Source organism: Pseudomonas solani, from assembly GCF_026072635.1.
GTDB classification, from domain to species: domain Bacteria; phylum Pseudomonadota; class Gammaproteobacteria; order Pseudomonadales; family Pseudomonadaceae; genus Metapseudomonas; species Metapseudomonas solani.
This window is the reverse complement of sequence record NZ_AP023081.1, coordinates 3659313-3680612: the sequence shown is the minus strand read 5'-3', so window position 1 is coordinate 3680612 and position 21300 is coordinate 3659313. Positions and strand designations below refer to the sequence as shown.

The following is a 21300-nucleotide window of genomic DNA, read 5'->3' as shown; positions in this document are numbered from 1 at the left end:
TACGTACTGATGCGCACAACATCTGGGCCGACGTGCGCCGATGTTGGAGCAGCCGCCAAATGCCCCCTTTCAGGAGGCCGAGCGCAATCGTCGTGAAACGAAGCGAAGCGGAGTAACAGCCGAAGGCTGGCCCGAAGGGTAAGCGAAGCGCATCAAGGGGTTGAGCGACATGGATGTCGCGAGAGCGATGTCGGGCCAGGGATGGCCCGTCAGCGCGTGCCCCTGGACGCCGCTTGCGGCGAACGCACTTCAGTGCGGCCCGAAGGGCGAGCGCAGCGATTAACGATGATGGAGCGAGGGGAGTCTGGCGCCAGCCAGACCCGTATGTCGGGGGCGAGTTTTTTGGTTCCTTTTCACCGGGCTGGCGTTCCAGCGATTGGAAAAGGGACTCGCCCGGGTGGGCGAAACCAAAAGCACCAGCAGAACTCGGCAATCAGCTGAGCTCAAATCCTCCAGCACCAATTCAAACGCCAGCCGCCGCGCCTGAAGCGCAGCGGCTAACGCCGGGCACGGCTACGCCGACGCGGCGAGGGGACGAAAGCTGAAGTAGTGGCGCAGCGCCTCGACCATCTCCACGTATTCCGGCGGCGGTGCCACCAGGGCAAAGCCCGAGTCGAAGTTGCCGGGGTTGACGTCTTCCCGGCTCCATTGGCAGGTCGCGTAGAAGTCGATGAAGTGCTGCTGGCCGTCATGCCCCGGAATCTTCAGGCGCATGTCGAAACGGGCCCCCACCAGCATCGGTAGCTGGCTGATCAGCATCAGGCCTTCGAGGGAAACGTTTCCCAGATAGCCCATGGGCTTGTCGGTGATGCGATTGAAGACCTTCAGGTAATAGGGCAGCTGGTGGCGTTCTATTCGGCGTTGGCTACGCATGATGGCGAATCGCTATTGATGGCCGTTCAGTATGGCCTCACTACTGCACTCGAACCAAGTAATTAACCGCAGTGCTCACTGATTTCCGCGGTCAATTTACGACGGGCGGCGTCGATCTCGCCGTCGCTGTAATACTGGCGCTCCCCCTTCCCATCGACACGATAGAACTTAGCGCCGTCGCGAAGCTGGGCAAGGTTACCGCGTAACGTGTTGCATTGCTTCTGGCGCTCGCCGCGGGCATCCGCCGCCTTGCGCTCGGCCTGCGCCTGTTCCTGGCGGCGGGCATCGAAGAACTGCTCGGCACGTTGCTCACGCTCGCGGGTGGCCTCGTCACGCTCCACCACCTGCGGCTTGACCTCCACCTGCTGGGCGCCGGCCTGGGGTCGCTCGCTGAAATGCACCTGGCCGCTGGCGTCCGTCCAGCGGTAGATCTCCGCGCTCGCCAGCCCTGGCAGCAGGATGACCGCGAAAAGCAGGTGACGCATGGAGCCCCTCCCGGAAACAAAGGCCAAGCTTAGCGCTGGCCGGTCGCCACTCAAGCGAGCCACGACCGACGGTCGAAACGCCGGTCAGAGCGACGCCGGGGTGGCCTTGGCCGGTGAGCCGGTGTTGATCTGGCCGAGCTTCTCCAGGGTCTCCAGGCGCGCACGGGCGCGGTAGGCGTACTCGCTGGTGGGGTAGCGGCCGATGATGAAGTTGTAGGTCTGCTGGGCATCCACGAACAGGCTCTGGCGCTCCAGGCACTGGCCGCGCAGCAGAGAGATCTCCGGCTGCATATAGGCCCGCGAGCGGCTCTTGCGCTCGGCCTGGGACAGCTCGAGCATGGCCGTTTCGCAGTCGCCCTCGTCGTAGGCGTGGTAGGCATTGTTCAGGTGATGGTCCAGCGACCAGCGGGTGCAACCGGCAAGGCCGGCGAGCAGGGCCAGGATGATCAGCGTGCGCATGGGTAAGTCCTCCGTTGGCGAGTATATCGGCGCTCACGGAAATTTCTGCAGCGCCATCCGGCGGAGTGCGGGCACAACCTCCGATGGGACTTGCAGCCCATCATCCCGGCCCAGGCGAAGCGGCTGCTAGACTCGCCCAAACCCCGCCTCCGGAGCCTCCATGCAGCCCATCCGCCCTGCCCTGCTGTGCACCCTTCTGCTGCTTGGCGCCTGCGCCCCCACCACCCCGCTGTTCATCGCCCAGATCACCACCAACGAAGCGGTGGAGTACAAGGTGCTGAAGAACAACCGCATGGCCGCGGCGGTGGAAGAAGATGGCGACCTGCTCACCTACAGCGCCATGGCCATCCGCGATGGCACCAGCGCCCAGGCCGAGAAGCTCTACCTCACCGGTTACCAGGATCGCCAGTTCAGCGACGAGGTGCGTGCCATCTCGCTCTACCAGATCGGCCTGATCTACATGAGCCGCTACAACGACCAGCGCGATGACACCAAAGCGCTCAACCGCTTCTACCAGATCACCAACGAGTTCCCCGGCACCCGCGCCGCCGAACGTGCCGAGGCGCGCATCCTGGTGATCCGCCAGCGTGCCGACGAGCCGGTGCACAAGACCGCCCGCGAGCTGCTGGCCGACTGGAAGCCCAGCCAGAACCTCGACCTCTACCGCAGCGACCTCGACCCGGACATGACCCTGCTGTCGCGCCGCGCCGTGCTCAAGGACCGCGTCGACGAAGCCGAGCAGCTGTATTCCCTCGCCCTGGGCGACGCCCATGTGCAGCCCGACATCAAGGCCCGCTCGCTGTACCAGATGGCGCTGATGAACCTGGCCCCGGCCAACCCCCGCGCCGACCGTGGCCGCGCCATCGGCTACCTGCGCCGCCTGCTCGCCGAGTTCCCCGATGCCGAGCAGGCCGAGAATGCCGCCCGGCACCTGGACCAGGCCCTGAATCCCGGCGTTAAATAACCCCGGCAAAGGGTAGTGAAGAGGAACAATGACTACAGGTTGCGAGCGGTGTAGCCTCGGGCTCTGCTTGAAAAATGGAGCCTTCGCATGTCCCTTCGCCGCACCAAGATAGTCGCCACCCTCGGCCCAGCCAGCAACTCGCCCGAGGTGCTGGAACAGCTGATCCTCGCCGGTATCGACGTTGCCCGCCTGAACTTCTCCCACGGCACCCCCGACGAGCACAAGGCGCGCGCCCGCCTAGTCCGCGAGCTGGCGGCCAAGCACGGCCGCTTCGTGGCCCTGCTCGGCGACCTGCAAGGCCCGAAGATCCGCATCGCCAAGTTCGAAGGCAAGCGCATCGAGCTGGAAGCCGGCGACAAATTCCGCTTCTCCGTCACCCACCCGCGTGAAGCCGGCAACCAGGACGTGGTGGGCATCGACTACCCGGACCTGATCAAGGACTGCGGCGTCGGCGACGAACTGCTGCTGGACGATGGCCGCGTGGTCATGCGCGTCGACGCCACCACCGCCGATGAACTGCACTGCACCGTGCTGATCGGCGGCCCGCTGTCCGACCACAAGGGCATCAACCGTCGCGGCGGCGGCCTCACCGCCCCGGCCCTGACCGCCAAGGACAAGGCCGACATCAAGCTGGCCGCCGAGATGGACCTGGACTACCTGGCCGTCTCCTTCCCCCGTGACGCCGCCGACATGGAACTGGCCCGCCGCCTGCGCGACGAAGCCGGTGGCAGCGCCTGGCTGGTGGCCAAGATCGAACGCGCCGAAGCCGTGGCCGACGACGAAGCCCTGGACGGCCTGATCCGCGCCAGCGACGCCGTGATGGTGGCCCGTGGCGACCTGGGCGTGGAGATCGGCGACGCCGAGCTGGTGGGCATCCAGAAGAAGATCATCCTGCACGCCCGCCGCTACAACAAGGCCGTGATCACCGCGACCCAGATGATGGAGTCGATGATCCACAGCCCCATGCCGACCCGCGCCGAAGTCTCCGACGTAGCCAACGCCGCGCTGGACTACACGGACGCCGTGATGCTCTCCGCCGAGAGCGCCGCCGGTGAATACCCGGTGGAAGCGGTGCAGGCCATGGCCCGCGTCTGCGTCGGTGCCGAGAAACACCCCACCAGCCAGAAATCCAGCCACCGCCTGGGGCACACCTTCAGCCGCTGCGACGAGAGCGTGGCCCTGGCGGCCATGTACACCGCCAACCACTTCCCGGGCGTGAAGGCGATCATCTGCCTCACCGAGAGCGGCTACAGCCCGCTGATCATGTCGCGCATCCGTTCCTCGGTGCCGATCTTCGCCTTCTCCCCCACCGTGCCACCCAGGCCCGCGTCGCCCTGTTCCGTGGCGTGCAGACCGTGCCCTTCGACCCGGCCGCGCTGCCGGCCGACAAGGTCAGCCAGGCCGCGGTGGACGAACTGCTCAAGCGCGGCATCGTGCAGCAGGGCGACTGGGTCATCCTCACCAAGGGCGACAGCTACCACACCGTCGGCGGCACCAACACCATGAAGATCCTCCACGTCGGCGACCCGCTGGTGTGAGGCATCCGCAGTGAATGAAAAAGGCCGCTCGATGAGCGGTCTTTTTTGTTCAAGGGTTTGGAAACGGCGGCGCTGCGCACCGCTTGGCGAATGAATTCGCCCCTACAACATTTCCCATCAGCCGTGCGGGCATGACCGGTGTGTAGGGTGGAGGTCGCTTTTTACCTCCACCAGGCGGAGTCGAGCGTGGCACCTGTGCGTGCCTGACACATCGCGTTGATGGGTTTCGCGGAGCTCGCGGAACGCCACCCCGACCCATCCTACGGTTGCCGGAGCGCTGTGGGGCGGGTGAACCCCGCCTGCGAGCCTCAGGCGAACCTGGAGAAATCCGGCTTGCGGCGCTGCATGAAGGCCGAGAGCGCTTCGATGGCCTCGGGGGTGCGTAGGCGCTGACCGAACAGCTCGCCCTCTTCCATGATCACCTGGCGCAGTTCCTCGCGGCCCGGTTCGCGCATCAGGCGCTTGCTCACCGCCACGGCAGAAGGTGCCAGCTGCTCGAAACGCTGGGCCATTTCGCGGGCGCGGGCCAGGGTCGCGGCGCCGCTGTCCAGCGCCTCGTTGGCGATGCCCCAGGTCGCCGCTTGCTCGCCGGTGAAGGCCTCGCCGAGCAGCAGCAGCTGGGCGGCGCGGGCGTGGCCGAGCATGCGCGGGAGGATCAGGCTGGAACCGAACTCCGGGCACAGCCCGAGGTTGACGAAGGGCATCTTCAGCTTGGCGTCACGGGCCACGTAGACCAGGTCGCAATGCAGCAGCAGCGTGGTGCCGATGCCCACCGCCGGGCCGCTCACCGCCGCCACCACCGGCTTGGCGAAATCGAACAGCGACTTCATGAAGCGGAACACTTCACTGTCCAGCCCGGAAGGTGGCGCCTGGATGAAGTCGGCCACGTCGTTGCCGCTGGTGAAGCAGGTCTCGCTGCCGGTGATCAGCACCGCGCGCACGCTGCGGTCTTCGCCGGCCGCGTCCAGGGCATCGGCCATGGCGCCGTACATGGCGCGGGTCAGGGCGTTCATCTTGTCCGCGCGTTGCATGCGGATGGTCAGCAGGCCCTGGTCACGTTCCAGGTGGATGTGCTCGCTCATGGTGGCTCCTCGGCGGTGGCCGCCTTAGAAGGAGCGGCTCAGGAATACGTCGGCCAGCAGTTGGTTGCGTGGCACGCCGGCCAGATAGAGGCGGCGCGCGAAGTCTTCGACGCTGGCGGGGCTGCCGCAGAGTAAGGCGACGGTCTGGCGCGAAACAAGCCGGAGATCGGCCAAAACACCTTGCAGCTGCGCCGGGGTCGTCAGTTCTACGCGCAGGCTGTCGTGGCGCGCGGCCAGGGCCCGCAGGGGCTCGGCGAGGTAATGCGCGGCCGGGTCATGGGCCAGGTGAATGAGGCGTATCGCGCCCTGGTGATGCTGGCGCAAGGCCTCGCGGAGAATGCCCCAGAGTGGCGCCAGGCCGGTGCCCGAGGCGAGGATCAGCAGCGGGCGGCCGGCCCAGTCCGGGTCGTAGTGCAACGCGCCGCCGCGCAGTTCGCCCAGGCGCAACGTGCCACCAATACCCAACTGGCGCAGCGCATCGGCGAAGGCGCCGGGCTGGCGGCAGTCGATATGGAATTCCAGCCAGGGTTCCTCCCCCGGCACGCTGGCCAGGGAATAGGGCCGGGCGATGCCCTCGGCGCTCCACAGCAGCAGGTGCTGGCCGGCGCTGTAGCGCAACGGCCGCTGGGGACGCAGGCGCAGCCGCGCGACATCGCCCAGCCAGTCCAGCGCCACCACTTCGGCGGGGATGCCATCACGCTGCGGGTCGAAGGCTTCCACCACCAGGTCGCCCACCACCTGGCACTGGCAGGCCAGGCGCCAGCCTTCGGCGCGGCGCTCGGGGTCCAGCGCTTCGGGGCGGGCATCGAGCGGCTCGCCGGCCAGGCAGCGCACCAGGCAGGCATGGCAACTGCCGGCCCGGCAACTGAAGGGCACCTTGCATCCGGCGGCGTTGAGCTGGTCCAGCAGGTTGCTGGACGGTGGTACGGTCCAGCGTCTACCCGCGACCTCTATTTCAGGCACCCTGCTCCTCCCACGCAGCAGCGCAGCGGTTACGTCCGCCACGTTTGGCCCGATAGAGTGCCTGATCGGCCCGCTGCAGCGCATCATCCAGATCGTCCTGGATGCCCAGCAGCGTCATGCCGGCGGAGAGGCTCAGCCCATCCACCTCGACGCCCACCGGCTCGGCACTGGCGAAGGCTTCGCGCAGGCGCTCGCAGCAGGCGGTGAGGCGGTCGGCATCGCAGTTGGGCAGCAGCAGGACGAACTCCTCGCCACCGTAGCGCGCCAGGGTGTCGCCATCGCGCAGGCAGGCCCGCGCCACGGCGGCGAAGGTCTGCAGCACACGGTCGCCGGCGGCGTGGCCATGAACGTCGTTGATGCGCTTGAAGTGGTCGAGATCGATCAGCGCCAGACCATGCTGGCGACCGGGGGCCAGGCCGTCCAGCTCGCGGGTGGCCAGGCGCAGGAAATGCCGGCGGTTGAACAGCCCGGTCAGCTCGTCGGTGGCCACCAGGTCTTCCAGCTGGCGCATCATGCCGCGCAGGGTGTCCTGGTGCGCCTGCAGGGCGAAGCGGCGTTGGCGCATGCGCTGGCGCAGGGCCTGCACATAACTGGCGAACAGGGTCAGCCAGGACAGCACCACGAACAGCGCGCACACCTGCAGCACCGCCAGGGCCGGGTCGGCGAGGCGCATCTGGTACGCCTCCCACAGGTTGAGCCCGGTGAAGGCGAAGAAGCCGATGGCCGCACAGCGTACGAAAACCCTGGGCTGCAGCTGGAACACGCCGAACAGCATGATCAGCACATAGACCACCAACAGTGCGCCCCGAGCGCCCTCCAGGTCGGACAGCAGCAGGGTGTGCCAGGCGAGGGCCACCAGCACCTGCGCTTCGGTCAGGCTGGGATCACGGAATTCCAGGTTGCGACCGCTAAGGAAGATGAACAGGAAGCACGCCTGCGACAGCACGATCAGCCCGCAGGCGGCCAGGGCACTGGTCATCGAGGCCTGGTACAGGTCACCCAGCACGGCGATCCAGAACAGCGCCAGGGCAAGCGCATAGGTAGCCGCCGCCATGCCGAAGCGTTTCAGCAGCAGGCTTTGCAGCGCTCTATGGGTGACCCGTTGACTCGCTGTGCTCATGGGCTCCGTCCCGTGCTGGCACGATGCCGCCACTGTACGCGCGTGATCACAAAAAACCTAGGGGACGCGCACGGGCGATCAGCGACCAAGGTCGACTGTCGGCGGGTGTGCCCGCGCTTGAGCACGCGGTATACTTCCGCGCCATTTTCACCCCCAATCAGAATGCGCGCCGGGTCGTGGTCCGGCGCTTCCCGATGTTCCCGAATTCAAGAGGAGCGCGCCCCATGACCGTGATCAAACAGGACGACCTGATACAGAGCGTCGCCGACGCCCTGCAGTTCATCTCCTATTACCACCCCGTCGACTTCATCCAGGCCATGCACGAGGCCTACTTGCGCGAGGAGTCGCCCGCCGCGCGCGACTCCATGGCGCAGATCCTGATCAACTCGCGCATGTGCGCCACCGGCCACCGCCCGATCTGCCAGGACACCGGCATCGTCACCGTGTTCGTGCGCGTGGGCATGGACGTGCGCTGGGATGGCGCCACCCTGAGCGTCGACGACATGATCAACGAAGGCGTACGTCGCGCCTACAACCTGCCGGAGAACGTCCTGCGCGCCTCCATCCTGGCCGACCCGGCCGGTGCACGTAAGAACACCAAGGACAACACCCCGGCGGTCATCCACTACTCCATCGTTCCCGGCAACACCGTGGAAGTGGACGTGGCGGCCAAGGGCGGCGGCTCCGAGAACAAGTCGAAGATGGCCATGCTCAACCCCTCCGACTCCATCGTCGACTGGGTGCTGAAGACCGTCCCCACCATGGGCGCCGGCTGGTGCCCGCCGGGCATGCTCGGCATCGGCATCGGCGGTACCGCCGAGAAGGCCGCGGTGATGGCCAAGGAAGTGCTGATGGAGTCCATTGACATCCATGAGCTGAAAGCCCGCGGCCCGCAGAACAAGCTCGAAGAAATGCGCCTGGAGCTGTTCGAGAAGGTCAACCAGCTGGGCATCGGCGCCCAGGGCCTGGGCGGCCTGACCACCGTGCTCGACGTGAAGATCATGGACTACCCGACCCACGCCGCCTCCCTGCCGGTGTGCATGATCCCCAACTGCGCCGCCACCCGTCACGCCCACTTCGTGCTCGACGGCTCCGGCCCGGCCGAACTGCAAGCGCCGCCGCTGGACGCCTACCCGGAGATCGTCTGGGAAGCCGGCCCGTCCGCGCGCCGCGTCGACCTCGACACCCTGACCCCGGAAGACGTGCAGAGCTGGAAGCCGGGCGAGACCGTCCTGCTCAACGGCAAGATGCTCACCGGCCGCGACGCCGCCCACAAGCGCATGGTCGACATGCTCAACAAGGGTGAACAGCTGCCGGTGGACCTCAAGGGCCGCTTCATCTATTACGTCGGCCCGGTCGACCCGGTGGGTGACGAAGTGGTCGGCCCCGCCGGCCCCACCACCGCCACGCGCATGGACAAGTTCACCCGCCAGATCCTCGAACAGACCGGCCTGCTGGGCATGATCGGCAAATCCGAGCGCGGCCCCATCGCCATCGAGGCGATCAAGGACAACAAGGCCGTGTACCTGATGGCCGTCGGCGGCGCCGCCTACCTGGTGGCCCAGGCGATCCGCAAGTCCAAGGTCCTGGCCTTCGCCGAACTGGGCATGGAAGCGATCTACGAGTTCGAAGTGAAGGACATGCCGGTCACTGTCGCCGTCGACACCAACGGCGAGTCGGTGCACATCACCGGCCCGGCGATCTGGAACAAGAAGATCGTCGAAAGCCTGGCGGTGGAGGTGAAGTAAGCCTCCCCCCGCTGCACCAGAAGCCCGGCCCCGTGCCGGGCTTTTTCATGGGTGCAGGAAATCTACCGGCGCTCGGTGGGCAGCACAGCGGCCGAAGGGAAAAGCCGCCAACGACGGGAAAGATGCAGGGATTTTCTGAAATATGCGGACCAGTCGCACATGCCCGACTGGTCAGGATTAATACTGTGAAACTGCACACAGTTGTTCACTGATTTTTAGTACAGGCGTGCAACTTTACATATCCTCGCCAGTCGCTCGGCCCAGGGCAGGGCCCTCCATAGAAAAACCAGCAAGGCGCACGGATGCGCGGATGTCTGTCGAGCTCTCCACATGCTTCGGATCACCCCCGTATCCCTGCCCCGGCGCCTGGCGGCCTGCGGCCCGCTGCTGGCGCTATGCGCCTGCCTCACCCTCCCATCGCTGCACTGCGAGGCGGCACCGACGGCCGCCGCAGCGCCATCGGCCGAAAGCGCCGGCGAAGCGCGCTGGACCATCAACCTGCGCGACGCCGACATCGCCGACTTCACCGAGCAGGTCGCCAGCATCAGCGGCCAGACGCTGGTGCTCGACCCGCGCGTCAAGGGCCGGGTCACCGTCCTCTCCGAGTCGCCGCTGACCCTCAGCGAGGTCTACCAGCTGTTCCTGTCGGTGATGAGCACCCACGGCTACACGGTGGTGGCCCAGGGTAACCAGGCCCGCGTGGTGCCCGACATAGAAGGCCGCAGCGTTGCCAACAGCCCCGCCGGCAGTGGGCCGGAAACCTTCGAGACACGCCTGATCCAGGTGCAGCAGACCCCGGTCAACGAGCTGCTGCCGATGATCCGCCCGCTGGTGCCGCAGAACGGCCACCTGGCGGCCATCCCTTCCAGCAACGCGCTGATCGTCAGCGACAAGCACGCCAACATCGAACGGCTGATGGCCCTGATCGGCCAGCTCGACCGTGCCGGCGCCGAAGACAGCGCGTTCTACGACCTCCAGCACGCCTGGGCCAAGGACGTGGCCGCGATGCTCCAGGAAAGCCTGCGCCGGGGCCAGGCCGCCGGCAACGGCAACGCCCAGGTGATCGCCGACCCGCGCACCAACCGCCTGCTGCTGCTCGGCCCGCCCGAAGCCCGCGAACGCCTGCTGCGCATGGCCAAGCAACTGGACACCGCGCCCATCCGCGCGGCCAATACCCGGGTGGTGCGCCTGCGCCACGGCGACGCCAAGGACCTGGCCAAGACCCTCGGCGAACTCTCCGAACAGCTGCGCGGCGCCACCTCGCCCACCACCACCCAGGCGCCGGTGCTGATCCGCGCCGACGAGGGGCTCAACGCCCTCATCCTGATGGCCGAGCCGGACATGGTCGGCCAGCTGGAAGAGCTCGTGCAGCAACTCGACGTGCCCCGGGCCCAGGTGCTGGTGGAAGCGGCCATCGTCGAGATGTCCGGCGATGTCAGCGAAGCGCTCGGCGTGCAATGGGCCATCGATGGCCGCTCCGACGGCAGCCCCATCGGCGGCACCAACTTCAGCAACACCGGGCTGTCGGTGGGCACCCTGCTCGGCGCCATCGAAGCCAAGACGCCGATCAGCCTGCCCGACGGCGCCATCGTCGGCATCGGCAACGACAACTTCGGCGCCCTGATCACCGCCCTCTCGGCCAGCGGCCACAGCAACCTGCTGTCCACGCCGAGCCTGCTCACCCTCGACAACCAGCAGGCGGAAATCCTCGTCGGCCAGAACGTGCCCTTCCAGACCGGCTCCTACACTACCGACGCCGCCGGCTCCAACAACCCCTTCACCACCATCGAGCGCAAGGATGTCGGCGTCACCCTCAAGGTCACCCCGCACATCAACGAAGGCGGCACCCTGCGCCTGGTGATCGAGCAGGAAATCTCCTCCATCGCCCCCAGCACCGGCGCCGCCTCCCGGGCGGTGGACCTGGTCACCAACAAACGCATGATCAAGAGCACGGTGCTGGCCGACAACGGCCAGGTGATCGTGCTCGGCGGGCTGATCCAGGACGACGTCACCCGCAGCGAAAGCAAGGTGCCGCTGCTGGGCGACATACCGCTGCTCGGCGGGCTGTTTCGCTCCAGCAAGGACGTCAACGTCAAGCGCAACCTGATGGTCTTCCTGCGCCCCCGGGTGGTGCGCGACGGCCCGCGCCTGGCCGACCTGAGCCAGGAGAAGTACCAGGACCTGCGGCAACTGGCGGGCCAGGACAGCCAGCGCGCCCTGCCCCAGCAGCCGCTGCAGCTGTTCCAGCCGGCCGCGCAGCAGGGCCCGGTGGCAACCCCGCCGCCCCGCCCGGCTCCCGCTCCAGCGCCAGCTCCCACGCCAGCAGCCGCCCCCGAGGCCGCGGCCGTGCGCGCCTATGCCGCGCCCACCGAGAGCCCCATCCAACCCGTCGCAGCGAGCGTCGCGCCACCGGCCCCGGCCCCGGCCGCTGCTGCTCCCGCGCCAAAGCCCGCCCCCGCACCAGCGGTGGCGCAGCGTTTCAGCATCAACCTGATCGAGGGCAGCAGCGAGCAGTACATGCGCGCGCTGATGGCCCGTCACCCCGGGGAGCCCCTGCGCATCCAGCGCACGCAGCGCGATGGCCGGGACTGGTACCGCATGTTCTATGGCGACTACCCCCAGGCGGAGCTGGCCGAACGCGCCCTGCACAACCTGCCGGCCAGCCTGCCCAGCCACCGTGGCCAGGTGACCGCCCTGTAGTCCGACGACCGAATAACCACAACAACGCCGAACCGGAACAAGCGAGGGAACATGTTGCGCAAGATCGTTCTTATCTACGGATTGCTGAGCCTGGCCGGCTGCCTGGACCTGGGCGGCGGCGGAGGTGGCGGGGGCAGCAGCCCCGGCTCGGGCGGCTCCAACACCGTCACCACCCCGCCCACCCAGCCGGGCACCCCGCCCGATACCGGCAGCCCCGAAGAACCGGTCACGCCCCCCGTCACCCCGCCTGTGACTCCACCGGTGACGCCGCCGGTCACGCCACCGGGCGACCGCTTCCCCGAGCCGAGCGCGGCCGTGGTCGACGAGGTGAACGCCCTGGGCTTCTACGACCAGACCGCCGATGGCCAGACCCGCCCCGTGCGCAACGACCTGAGCGGCACCCTCGCCGCCATGCTGCAGTTCGTGCAGAGCCACTCGGTGGACCCGCAAGGCAACGAAGCGAAGAACATGCCGCGCCTGACCAGCGAGCGCGAAGCCCTGCTGCTGGTCACCCCGGCCCCGGAGCAAGCGCTGCCCAGGTCCATGCGCGTGCAGGTGCTGGTGGACGGCGCCCTCAAGGGTGAGCTCGCCCTGCGCCACCCCGACGAGCTCTACCGTGCCGACCGCACCGGCAGCGACGCCCGTCCCGATGTGGTCTATTCGCGCCGCGCCTGGTCCGCCGTGCTGCCCTGGAGCTGGGTGGTGCCCGGCATGAGCCTGCAGGTCAGCGACGACCAGGGCCGCAGCGGCCAGCGCAGCGCCGAAGCCTTCGATTTCGCCCCGCCCGCCGAACTGCTGGTCCAGGCCATCCGCATCGGCATGCTGAGCAACGAGGTTCCGGGCGGCCAGCACTGGTTCAACAGCCAGCCGGCACAAGCCGCCACCGACTACTTCCAGACCGTGCCCATCGCCCGCCTGGTGGCCAGCCAGTACGAGGACGTGCTGCTGCGCAAGGTGATGGTGGCCAACGGCACGATCTACGACGCCGACCTCGGCCAGGTCAGCGCCACCACCGGTGACGTCTACAGCGGCGACATGCGCGAGAACACCGCCAAGTCCACCTTCAGCACCGGCATCAACCTGGCCAACTGGGGCATCACCAGCGCCGGCATGGCCAGCCAGGAGCAACCGCAGTTGACCAACTCGGCGGTCATCCACCATGCCCGCGGCCAGTACGCCAACGGCCCCGTCAACCACGGCCTCAGCGGCGGCAACGGCATCCTCACGCTGATCGACTCGGTGGGTAACGAATTCAGCCACGAGATCGGCCACCACTACGGCCTGGGCCACTACCCGGGGCAGAGCGGCGACAACTACTTCTGGTCCGGTCACCACCACGACAGCGGCTGGGGCTACATCGCCTACCGCAAGCGCATGCGCGCCAACCTGCACTGGACCCGCGCCAAGACCGGCGGCCTCAACGGCATGCCGATCTACGCCGACGCCTACAGCTTCGCCACCGACGCCATGGCCGGCGGCAACTTCGCCAGCGGCCTGTCGCGCTACACCCACTACACCGGCTACAGCACGCGGCAGAAGATCCAGCCGGCGCTGAACCGCGCGGTCTGGGCGGCGGACTCCGCCACCGGCTACCGCAAGTGGGACGCCAGCACCCGCAAGATGGAGGTGTTCCAGCCGAAGACGCCGACCTCCAGCAACGTCTGGTACAACAGCGCCGACGGCAACTACCGCAAGCCGCGGCTGTTCGGCGTCCCGGTCATCACCCTGCTCGGCGGCTACGACCCGGTCACCCACGACGCCGTGCTCTACCCGGCACTGCGCGGCAACTGGGGCCAGGTCTACGACCTGCCCGCGCCGAACGCCGCGGCCACCAGCCAGCAATGCTGGCTGGAGGTCAGCTTCGCCAGCGGCGCGACCCAGCGCATCGCCGTCGCCCCGACCCGCCTGGGCAGCAACGCCAACAAGCTGCACATCAACCTGGCACAGGCCGAGCAGCCCACCGCAGCGGCCCTGCAATGCCGCGACACGGCCGGAGCCGCCACCACCGAGCTGGCCAGCCTGATCATTCCCCAGGGGCTGCCGGCCATGGCGCCGGCCGTCATCGTCGGCCGTGACGCGCGCTTCGATGCCCTGCGCAACGAAGAGCTGCCCAAGCTCGACAACGCCCTGGCCGCCCTCGCCGGGCAGGCGGTGCCGGCTCTCAAGGGCGAGGCCCGCGTGCTCTATGACAGCTACAGCGACAGCCCCGACGGCCTCTCCGGCACAGCCCAGCAGGTGCTGCAACGCCTCAACGAACAGCAGGCCAAGGCCCTGCGCCTGAACCGCTGGCTGGATGCCTACGGCAGCCGCCTGGCCAGTGACGCCGAGGCCGCCAAGGCCCTCGACACCCTGCTGGCCACCCTGCAGCTCGACCCCACCCCGCTGCTGCCAGCGGCCCAGCTGATGACGATGAACAACGGCAACTGCGTGCGCATCGAGCAGGCCGATGGCGCCTGGAAGCCCTACGTCGCCGCCAAGGCCCAGTGCACCGGGGGACTCGAGGAGAAATGGCGGGTCGACGCCAGCGGCCGCATCCACAGCGCCGCCCAGCCGGCGCAGTGCCTGACCGCCAGCGGCGACATCGGCCTCAGCCCCTGCGACAGCCAGGTGGACGCCCAGGCCTGGGACCTCTCCGCCCTGCCGCAGCTCAAGTACGGCAGCCGCTGCATGGACCTTTCCGGGGGCTACCTCACCGACGGCCGCGGCAAGCTGATCACCTACGGCTGCACCGGCGGCGCCAACCAGAAATGGTACGGGCTGACGCTCAACGACAACGGGCTGTTCCCGCTGCTGCAGAGCCGCAACCTCAACCTGTTCAGCGCCTATGCCGAGCAACGTGCCAGCAGCACCGCGCCCTAGCCCGCACCCGGGTCGCCGCAGCCTGGCGCTGCTGGCGGCCCTGTTGGCGAGCGCCCCCGCCCTGGCGGTGCAACTGCCGGGGGCACTGCTCGCCGAGCCCGCCCCGCTGTCGCTGCAACCCCCTCCCCCGCTGCGCCCCCTGGTCGGCCTCGACGGCTGGCGCCTGTACAGCGTCTTCAGCCGGGGCGACGGCCAGGGCACGGCCTCCCTCAGCCTCGACGACACCACCCTGCTGACCGTGCAGGCCGGCGTCCGGCTGCCCGGTGGCATCGAAGTGCTTGAAGTGCAGCGGGATCGCTTGCTGCTGCGGCGAGGCGCCCAGGTGGGCGAATTGGTGATCCAGGGGCGCGCGTCCCGGGTTGCGGAGCTGTCCCCTGGCACCGTCGTCGCCGAACGGGCGCCGGTCCTGCCCACGCTGCCGGCCGGCTGCGAATCCTTCGCCCAGGCGGGGGTGCCCCTGGATGAGCTGCAGGCCCTGGGAGGCTGCCCCCAGGTGAACGCCCCCTAGTTGCTGGTGCTTTTCAGGCCATCCAGAAATACAGCAACGTCAGGTTGGCCAGGGAAATCAGCCCGAACAGGCTCCAGGCGACGGTGGCCACCAGGCTGCTGTTGGCGAAGGGCCCCATCAGCCGGCGGTCGCTGGTGAAGCGGATCAACGGCCACAGGGCGAAGGGCAGTTGCAGGCTCAACACCACCTGGCTCAGCACCAGCAGCTTGCCCACCGCGCTGTCCCCCAGCCAGACCACGCCGATCAGCGCCGGCACCAGCGCCAGGGCGCGGGTGATCAGGCGCCGCTGCCAGCAGGGGATCTTCGCCTGCAGGAAGCCCTCCATCACCACCTGGCCGGCGATGGTGCCGGTGAAGGTGGAGCTCTGCCCCGCCGCCAGCAGGGCGAAGCCGAACAGGAAGCTGGCCAGTGCGCCGCCCACCAGCGGGTCGAGCAGGTGGTAGGCGTCCTGGACTTCCACCACCTCGGTATGGCCGCTGCCGTGGAAGGCCGCCGCCGCGAGGATCATGATCGCCGCGTTCACCAGCAGCGCCAGGGACAGCGAGCCGATGGTGTCGAAACGGGCGAAGCGGATGGCGCTGCGCTTGCTCGCCTCGTCGTCGCCATTGACCCGGGTCTGCACCACCGATGAGTGCAGGTAGAGGTTATGCGGCATCACCGTGGCCCCAAGGATGCCGATCGCCAGGTACAGCGGCTCCTGGCTGGAGAGCACGTCCCAGGACGGCCGCAGCCCGGCGGCGACGTCCGGCCAGTAGGGTTTGATCAGCATCAGCTCGACGAAGAAACACGCGCCTATGGTGGTGATCAGCCCCAGCACGATGGCTTCCAGGCGACGGAAGTTGGCGCCTTGCAGGGCCAGCACGATCAGCGTGTCGAAGGCGGTCAGCACCACGCCGGTGGTGATGGAAACGCCCAGCAGCAGGTGGAAGGCCAGGGCCGCGCCCAGCACCTCGGCCAGGTCGGTGGCGATGATCGACAGCTCGGCGAGCAGCCACTGCCCACGCGCCACGCCGGGGCGGTAGCGCTCCCGCGAGAGCTGCGCCAGATCACGCCCGGTGGCGATGCCCAGGCGCGAGCAGAGGCTTTGCAGCAGCATGCCCGAGAGGCTCGCCAGCACCACCACGAACAGCAGCGCATAGCCGAAGCGCGAACCGGCCTCGATGGCCGTCGCCCAGTTGCCCGGGTCCATGTAGCCCACCGACACCAGCAGGCCGGGGCCGACGAAGAGCATGAGCTTGCGCCCCAGGGACGCGTTGGCCGGCACCGCCACGCTGTGGCTGACGGCAGAGGGGCAGAACGGCGCGGTGGCCGTGGTGGGCAGCTTGTACATCGGGGGCGCGCCGAGCGGAGGGGATGACGCAGCTTAAACGCCACGACGCTCTGCGCAAAAGCCCACTCGCGTGGGACTGGGTCGGCACTGGCAGGGGCCGACCCGGCGGGATCAGAGCTTGGCTTCCAGCGCCTTCTGGATCGCTTCGGCGCGGGCATCGACGTCGTCGACGTTGGTGTAGGGCTTGAAGTTCAGGCTCAGCACGCCGCCGTCGAAGGCCACGCCTTCGGGGTAGTTGCTGGAGGGCGCGGTGGCTTCGTCATAACGCACCACCACCTTGCTCAGCTTGGCCTTGAGTGCTTGCTTGCCCATGTCGTCCACGGCCACGGAGGCGAAGGCCTTCTCCAGCGGGGTGAAGTAGACCTGCTTCCAGAAACCGTCCTGGGTGTAGTTCTGCGACTGGTCGGGCAGCGCGATGCTGTTCCACTGCACGTCCACCGGCACCTCGAAACCAGCGGCGGTCTGGATGGCCTTCAGTTGCTCGACATAGGGGCCTTCCTGGTAGGCGGTGATGGCGCGGCGCTCGGCCAGGGAGGGGTCAGCGAAAGCGCTGGTGCCGGCCAGCAGGCTGGCGGCGAGAAGGGAAGCGGAGATGAGGCGTTTGGCAGCCATGAAGAAAACTCCTGGGATCTGGGCTCCAGCCACGACGGCGACTGGTAGACGCGCGGCCAAGGCATCCCTGCCACGCGCGCGAACAGCCTAGACCGACCAGTCAGGGAATTCCGCCGACCGCCGCAAGTTTCAGCCAGCCCGTCGCGGCAAGACCGCCAGGTTGACCGGCGCGCTGCGCTGGGCCAGGTAGCGGGTGCAGCTCACTCGCAGGAAGGAAGCGAAGTTCACCACCTCGCCACGGTAGTCCATGACTTCCTCGTAGAGCTTGGCGATCAGTTGGTTGGTGGTCATGCCGTCCACCTCGGCGATCTCCCGCAGGATGTCCCAGAACTGGTTCTCCAGGCGCAGCGTGGTCACCACGCCACGGATGCGCAGCGAACGCGAGCGGGACTCGTAGAGGATCGGGTCGGCCTTTACATAGAGTTCGCACATGGAGCGGGTTCCTTTCTCGGGTGTGCCCTGAAAACCTGCAGGGGTGGATTCATTTGAACTTGGTAAACCACATCCTTGGGACGTCGTCATGAGCCATCGGCTCTGCCTATGACGATTCGACAGGATGAACCCGTGCCGTAGGGTGTGCCGTGCGCACCTCCGCTCGGTGCTTCCGGCGAGCTCCAGGTGCGCGCAGCACACCCTACGTCCGGAGTGAGCGACCGCTGCATGCTCCGCAGTCTTATGGTTCCCACGCTCAAAGAGCCAAAAGCAAAGCCAGGTTCCAAGAGCGTGGATGTTCACTCACCAAGCGGTGCTCAGCGGCGCCATTGTGCATCGAACGCTCACATGGCGCCGCACTTACGGGGTGGCACTTCGTAGGATGGTGTAGAACGAAGCGAAACCCATCAAACGGCGCCACAGGCGGCCCCGGAAATCCAATGATCTCCGGAACGCAGGCTCGCCCTCACAGGGTGATGCGGGTGCCCAGCACCTCGAGGAATTTCGCCAGCCAGCTCGGGTGCGCCGGCCAGGCGGGGGCGGTGACCAGGTGGCCGTCGACGTGAGCCTGGTCCACCGGGATGTCCACGTATTCGCCGCCGGCCAGGGTCACTTCCGGGCCGCAGGCCGGGTAGGCGCTGCAGGCGCGGCCCTTGAGCACACCGGCGGCGGCCAGCAGCTGGGCGCCGTGGCAGACGGCGGCGATGGGTTTCTTGGCCGCGTCGAAGGCTTTCACCAGCTCGATCACCCGGGCGTTCAGGCGCAGGTATTCGGGGGAGCGGCCACCGGGTACCACCAGGGCGTCGTAGTCCTCGGCGCGGACCTTGTCGAAATCGAAGTTGAGGGCGAAGTTGTGCCCCGGCTTCTCGCTGTAGGTCTGGTCGCCTTCGAAGTCGTGGATGGCGGTGCGCACACTCTGGCCGGCGCGCTTGTCCGGGCATACCGCGTGCACGGTGTGGCCGACCATGGACAGGGCCTGGAAGGGCACCATGGTTTCGTAGTCTTCGACATAGTCGCCAACCAGCATCAGGATCTTCTTCGCCGCCATGGCGGGTTCCTCCGTGTAGGGCCTTCGAGGATTCAAAGGGTAGACGAAGTATCCGCCCGCCTTCCCCGCGCCGGGTAACAGGCGGCTACTACAGATCGTCCAGCGGCTCGCCGGCGGAACCGAAGCGCTGCAGCGGCTGCACCTCGTGGGTGGCGGCGATCTCGCTGGCCCCCAGCGCCGTGCCCACCAGTTGCAGCGGGCCGTCGCCCTGGGGTGGCAGCTCGGCGTTGCGCGGCGGCGGGTTCAGTTCGTCGTAGCGCAGGTAGTAGGTGGCGCCGGCCTCGGCGTCGAGGGCGAAGCTGGTGATCTCGGTGAAGTCCAGCGGGCCGCCGGCGAAGAAGGTCCAGTAGCTGCCCAGCAGCGGCCGGCGCATCTCCAGGCGGTAGCTGGCGGTCTCGAACTCCAGGGGCAGATAGGCGTTGCTGGGCAGCGCACCGATCAGCTCGCCGTTGAGGAACAGGCCCGGCGCTTCCAGTTCCTGGTCGGCCCAGTCGCTTTGCGGCCGGTAGAGGTAGACCAGCGCATGGTCGGCGTCGCTGGGCGTGCGCGCGGCGAAGGCTGGCCCATCGCTGGAACCGAAGAAGGCCCCGGGGGTGGAGCAGCCGGACAACAGCAGGGCGAGGAGTGACAGGGCGGGCAGCGGACGGCGCATGGGCGCATCTCTTGTTGTGGTTATGCACAGCAGAGTAGCCGGCGCGCGGGGCACGCCGACACCCGACAAAGGTTCGGCTAGCGGCGGCGGTCCAGCAGGTTGACGGCGAGGCGGTCGAGCCAGCCCCAGAGCCGCTGGTAGAAGCGCTTGATCAAGGGCCGCGCGTGCCAGGCGTCGAGGGTGATCTCGCGGCTGTCGTCGAAGTCGCGGCTCAGGCTGGCGACCACCTGGGCGGTGAAGTGGCGGTCCAGCGCTTCCAGGTTGGCTTCCAGGTTGAAGCGCAGGTTCCAGTGGTCGAAGTTGCAGGAGCCAACGCTGACCCAATCGTCCACCAGCACCATCTTCAGGTGCAGGAAGCGCGGCTGGTATTCGAAGATGCGCAGCCCGGCACGCAGCAGGCGCGGGTAGTAGCGCTGGCCGGCGAAGCGCACCGGCGGGTGGTCGGTGTTGCGGCTGGTGAGCAGCAGGCGCACGTCGACGCCCCGCCGCGCGGCCTTGAGCAGCGCCCGGCGGACCTTCCAGCTGGGCAGGAAATAGGGCGTGGCCAGCCAGACGCGCGTCTTGGCGTTGCGGATGCTGCGCACCAGCGATTGCACGATATCCAGGTGCTGGCGGGCGTCGGCGTAGGCCACCCGGCCCATGCCGATACCGGCCGAGGGTTGCGGTGGCAGGCGCGCCAGGCCCGGTGCCTCGTCGGGCCGCCAGGGCCGCCGGTGCAGGTTGGCCAGCCACTGGTAGTCGAAGATCAGCTTCCAGTGCACCACCAGCGGCCCCTCGATGGCGACCATCGCTTCGTGCCAGCGGCTTTCGGGCTCCTGGGGCTGCCAGAACTCGTCGGTGGAACCGGTGCCGCCCACATAGGCGACACGGTCGTCCACCACCAGGATCTTGCGGTGGTCGCGGTAGAAGTTGCGCACCCCGCGCCGCCAGCGCACCGGGTTGTAGAACTGCAGCTGCACGCCGGCCAGCACCATACGCTCACGCAGGGCCGAACCGAGCTTCTTGCTGCCGAAGCCGTCGAACAGGCAACGCACCTTCACCCCACGCTGCGCCGCCAGGCACAGCGCCTCGGCCAGCGCCTCGCTGCAGCGCCCGTCTTCCACCAGGTAGAGCTCCAGGGACACATGGTGCTCGGCCCGGGCGATGTCGGTGAGCATCGCCGGGAAGAACTGCGGCCCGTCGATCAGCAACTCGAAGCGGTTGCCGGCCTTCCAGGGGAAGATGTGGCCCATCAGCGCGCGGTGAAGATCAGCACGGCCCCTACCGGCACCGAGAGGCTGATGGAGGGCAGGCCGGCCATTTCGCGCAGCATGCCGAGGGAGTCGGTGAGGCCGAAGTCCTCTACCTGCAGCACCAGCGGCGCCAGGGTCACCACCTGGAAGCGGCGGTCATCCAGGCGCGTGGCCAGCAGCTCGGTGGTGTAGTCGTGCTCGCGGCCATGCAGCTTCACCTTCAGCGGCAGACGCAGCTCCAGCTGGGCGCCGGGGGCCAGGTCGGTGATGGGGCGCAGGTCGAGCTGGGCGAAGACTTCCGCCTCGGGGTTGCGCTCGATCTCGAAGAACAGGTCGCGCAGACGCTGGTCCCGCAGCGGGATACCGGTGCTCACCGACTCCAGCTCCACGCGCAGGTGCGCCTTGCCGCTGTCGGCGATGGTGCCGTGCAGGGTGAGGAAGCGGTGCACCTCGGAAAGGTTGCCGCCCTTGGTGGAGATGAAGGACAGGCGCGAGGACTCGTTGTCCAGGTACCAGTCGGCCTGCACCGGCAGCGCAAGGGCGCCGAGCAGGGCGGGAATCAGGGGAATTAACTTGGACATGCAGGCTCCTGTCGCACAATCGCGCCACCTTAACCGGCAGCCGTTGCGCCTGCAAACCGCGAGCGCCGGGGCGGCTGGCGCTCACGGTGGAAGGCGGCCGGGAACACCCCGACC

18 protein-coding genes and 1 pseudogene are annotated in these 21300 nt (G+C 67.9%); 6 read left to right on the top strand and 13 right to left on the bottom strand.

The window, feature by feature from the left end; all coding sequences use genetic code 11:
• Nucleotides 1-513 precede the first annotated feature (513 nt).
• The 3 genes from PSm6_RS16745 to PSm6_RS16735 all read right to left on the bottom strand — a co-directional run bounded on the left by PSm6_RS16745 (nucleotide 514) and on the right by PSm6_RS16735 (nucleotide 1817).
• The gene (locus tag PSm6_RS16745; protein ID WP_021218058.1) at nucleotides 514-873 is read right to left on the bottom strand and encodes a PilZ domain-containing protein; all 360 of its coding nucleotides are present in this window, start codon (nucleotides 871-873) and stop codon (nucleotides 514-516) included.
• 62 nt (nucleotides 874-935) lie between these two features.
• The gene (locus PSm6_RS16740) at nucleotides 936-1358 is read right to left on the bottom strand and encodes a DUF4124 domain-containing protein (RefSeq protein WP_021218059.1); all 423 of its coding nucleotides are present in this window, start codon (nucleotides 1356-1358) and stop codon (nucleotides 936-938) included.
• Nucleotides 1359-1442: 84 nt separating this feature from the next.
• The gene (locus PSm6_RS16735; protein ID WP_021218060.1) at nucleotides 1443-1817 is read right to left on the bottom strand and encodes a tetratricopeptide repeat protein; all 375 of its coding nucleotides are present in this window, start codon (nucleotides 1815-1817) and stop codon (nucleotides 1443-1445) included.
• 160 nt (nucleotides 1818-1977) lie between these two features.
• Between PSm6_RS16735 and PSm6_RS16730 the strand changes: the two genes are divergently transcribed.
• Nucleotides 1978-2781, top strand: a complete 804-nt coding sequence (locus tag PSm6_RS16730; protein ID WP_021218061.1) for a hypothetical protein — start codon at nucleotides 1978-1980, stop codon at nucleotides 2779-2781.
• Between the two features lie 87 nt (nucleotides 2782-2868).
• Nucleotides 2869-4319 (top strand): annotated as a pseudogene (gene pyk / locus PSm6_RS16725) (pyruvate kinase).
• Nucleotides 4320-4627: 308 nt separating this feature from the next.
• Here pyk and PSm6_RS16720 read toward each other — a convergent pair.
• Genes PSm6_RS16720 through PSm6_RS16710 form a run of 3 tightly spaced genes read right to left on the bottom strand, consistent with a single transcriptional unit; the run spans nucleotide 4628 to nucleotide 7484 of the window.
• Nucleotides 4628-5401: an enoyl-CoA hydratase gene (locus PSm6_RS16720; protein ID WP_021218689.1), complete on the bottom strand. Its 774-nt coding sequence runs from the start codon at nucleotides 5399-5401 to the stop codon at nucleotides 4628-4630.
• Between the two features lie 24 nt (nucleotides 5402-5425).
• Nucleotides 5426-6364, bottom strand: a complete 939-nt coding sequence (locus PSm6_RS16715; RefSeq protein ID WP_265167798.1) for an iron-sulfur-binding ferredoxin reductase — start codon at nucleotides 6362-6364, stop codon at nucleotides 5426-5428.
• Nucleotides 6357-7484, bottom strand: a complete 1128-nt coding sequence (locus tag PSm6_RS16710; protein ID WP_031287450.1) for a GGDEF domain-containing protein — start codon at nucleotides 7482-7484, stop codon at nucleotides 6357-6359. The genes PSm6_RS16715 and PSm6_RS16710 overlap by 8 nt, the downstream gene beginning before the upstream one ends.
• A 224-nt stretch (nucleotides 7485-7708) precedes the next feature.
• Between PSm6_RS16710 and PSm6_RS16705 the strand changes: the two genes are divergently transcribed.
• The 4 genes from PSm6_RS16705 (at nucleotide 7709) to PSm6_RS16690 (ending at nucleotide 15299) form a co-directional block, all read left to right on the top strand.
• Complete coding sequence (locus PSm6_RS16705; protein WP_021218686.1) at nucleotides 7709-9232, top strand: fumarate hydratase; 1524 nt, start codon at nucleotides 7709-7711, stop codon at nucleotides 9230-9232.
• A 330-nt stretch (nucleotides 9233-9562) separates the two neighbouring features.
• Nucleotides 9563-11932 carry a type II secretion system secretin GspD gene (gene gspD / locus PSm6_RS16700; protein ID WP_081711480.1) on the top strand — a complete coding sequence of 790 codons (2370 nt, stop codon included), beginning with the start codon at nucleotides 9563-9565 and terminating at the stop codon, nucleotides 11930-11932.
• A gap of 51 nt (nucleotides 11933-11983) precedes the next feature.
• Nucleotides 11984-14791 carry a M66 family metalloprotease gene (locus tag PSm6_RS16695; protein WP_265167795.1) on the top strand — a complete coding sequence of 936 codons (2808 nt, stop codon included), beginning with the start codon at nucleotides 11984-11986 and terminating at the stop codon, nucleotides 14789-14791.
• A gap of 43 nt (nucleotides 14792-14834) precedes the next feature.
• Entirely contained in the window at nucleotides 14835-15299 is a 465-nt protein-coding gene (locus tag PSm6_RS16690; RefSeq protein ID WP_265167794.1) for a hypothetical protein, read from the top strand.
• 13 nt (nucleotides 15300-15312) lie between these two features.
• On the opposite strand, the gene PSm6_RS16685 is transcribed toward PSm6_RS16690, so the two are convergent.
• From PSm6_RS16685 to PSm6_RS16655, 7 genes are all read right to left on the bottom strand, one after another.
• A complete protein-coding gene (locus tag PSm6_RS16685) occupies nucleotides 15313-16629 on the bottom strand; it encodes an Nramp family divalent metal transporter (RefSeq protein WP_265167793.1) in 1317 nt (438 codons plus the stop codon).
• Between the two features lie 111 nt (nucleotides 16630-16740).
• Nucleotides 16741-17241, bottom strand: coding sequence for a hypothetical protein (locus tag PSm6_RS16680; RefSeq protein WP_021218681.1), 501 nt, complete (start codon nucleotides 17239-17241; stop codon nucleotides 16741-16743).
• A 129-nt stretch (nucleotides 17242-17370) separates the two neighbouring features.
• Nucleotides 17371-17673, bottom strand: a complete 303-nt coding sequence (locus tag PSm6_RS16675; protein ID WP_021218680.1) for a ribbon-helix-helix domain-containing protein — start codon at nucleotides 17671-17673, stop codon at nucleotides 17371-17373.
• Nucleotides 17674-18139: 466 nt separating this feature from the next.
• The gene (locus tag PSm6_RS16670; protein WP_021217690.1) at nucleotides 18140-18721 is read right to left on the bottom strand and encodes a DJ-1/PfpI family protein; all 582 of its coding nucleotides are present in this window, start codon (nucleotides 18719-18721) and stop codon (nucleotides 18140-18142) included.
• Nucleotides 18722-18809: 88 nt separating this feature from the next.
• Nucleotides 18810-19373 (bottom strand): DUF2846 domain-containing protein, encoded by a 564-nt coding sequence (locus tag PSm6_RS16665; RefSeq protein ID WP_265167792.1) that lies wholly within the window; start codon nucleotides 19371-19373, stop codon nucleotides 18810-18812.
• Between the two features lie 77 nt (nucleotides 19374-19450).
• Nucleotides 19451-20608 (bottom strand): phospholipase D-like domain-containing protein, encoded by a 1158-nt coding sequence (locus PSm6_RS16660; protein ID WP_265170538.1) that lies wholly within the window; start codon nucleotides 20606-20608, stop codon nucleotides 19451-19453.
• A complete protein-coding gene (locus PSm6_RS16655; RefSeq protein ID WP_021217693.1) occupies nucleotides 20605-21186 on the bottom strand; it encodes a YceI family protein in 582 nt (193 codons plus the stop codon). The genes PSm6_RS16660 and PSm6_RS16655 overlap by 4 nt, the downstream gene beginning before the upstream one ends.
• Nucleotides 21187-21300 lie beyond the last annotated feature (114 nt).

Excerpts from the sequence above, each read along its gene's own strand:
- PSm6_RS16745 (WP_021218058.1), bottom strand. The coding sequence starts at position 873 with ATGCGTAGCCAACGCCGAATAGAACGCCACCAGCTGCCCTATTACCTG.
- PSm6_RS16740 (WP_021218059.1), bottom strand. The coding sequence starts at position 1,358 with ATGCGTCACCTGCTTTTCGCGGTCATCCTGCTGCCAGGGCTGGCGAGC.
- PSm6_RS16735 (WP_021218060.1), bottom strand. The coding sequence starts at position 1,817 with ATGCGCACGCTGATCATCCTGGCCCTGCTCGCCGGCCTTGCCGGTTGC.
- PSm6_RS16730 (WP_021218061.1), top strand. The coding sequence starts at position 1,978 with ATGCAGCCCATCCGCCCTGCCCTGCTGTGCACCCTTCTGCTGCTTGGC.
- PSm6_RS16720 (WP_021218689.1), bottom strand. The coding sequence starts at position 5,401 with ATGAGCGAGCACATCCACCTGGAACGTGACCAGGGCCTGCTGACCATC.
- PSm6_RS16710 (WP_031287450.1), bottom strand. The coding sequence starts at position 7,484 with ATGAGCACAGCGAGTCAACGGGTCACCCATAGAGCGCTGCAAAGCCTG.
- PSm6_RS16705 (WP_021218686.1), top strand. The coding sequence starts at position 7,709 with ATGACCGTGATCAAACAGGACGACCTGATACAGAGCGTCGCCGACGCC.
- gspD (WP_081711480.1), top strand. The coding sequence starts at position 9,563 with ATGCTTCGGATCACCCCCGTATCCCTGCCCCGGCGCCTGGCGGCCTGC.
- PSm6_RS16695 (WP_265167795.1), top strand. The coding sequence starts at position 11,984 with ATGTTGCGCAAGATCGTTCTTATCTACGGATTGCTGAGCCTGGCCGGC.
- PSm6_RS16685 (WP_265167793.1), bottom strand. The coding sequence starts at position 16,629 with ATGTACAAGCTGCCCACCACGGCCACCGCGCCGTTCTGCCCCTCTGCC.
- PSm6_RS16680 (WP_021218681.1), bottom strand. The coding sequence starts at position 17,241 with ATGGCTGCCAAACGCCTCATCTCCGCTTCCCTTCTCGCCGCCAGCCTG.
- PSm6_RS16675 (WP_021218680.1), bottom strand. The coding sequence starts at position 17,673 with ATGTGCGAACTCTATGTAAAGGCCGACCCGATCCTCTACGAGTCCCGC.
- PSm6_RS16670 (WP_021217690.1), bottom strand. The coding sequence starts at position 18,721 with ATGGCGGCGAAGAAGATCCTGATGCTGGTTGGCGACTATGTCGAAGAC.
- PSm6_RS16665 (WP_265167792.1), bottom strand. The coding sequence starts at position 19,373 with ATGCGCCGTCCGCTGCCCGCCCTGTCACTCCTCGCCCTGCTGTTGTCC.
- PSm6_RS16655 (WP_021217693.1), bottom strand. The coding sequence starts at position 21,186 with ATGTCCAAGTTAATTCCCCTGATTCCCGCCCTGCTCGGCGCCCTTGCG.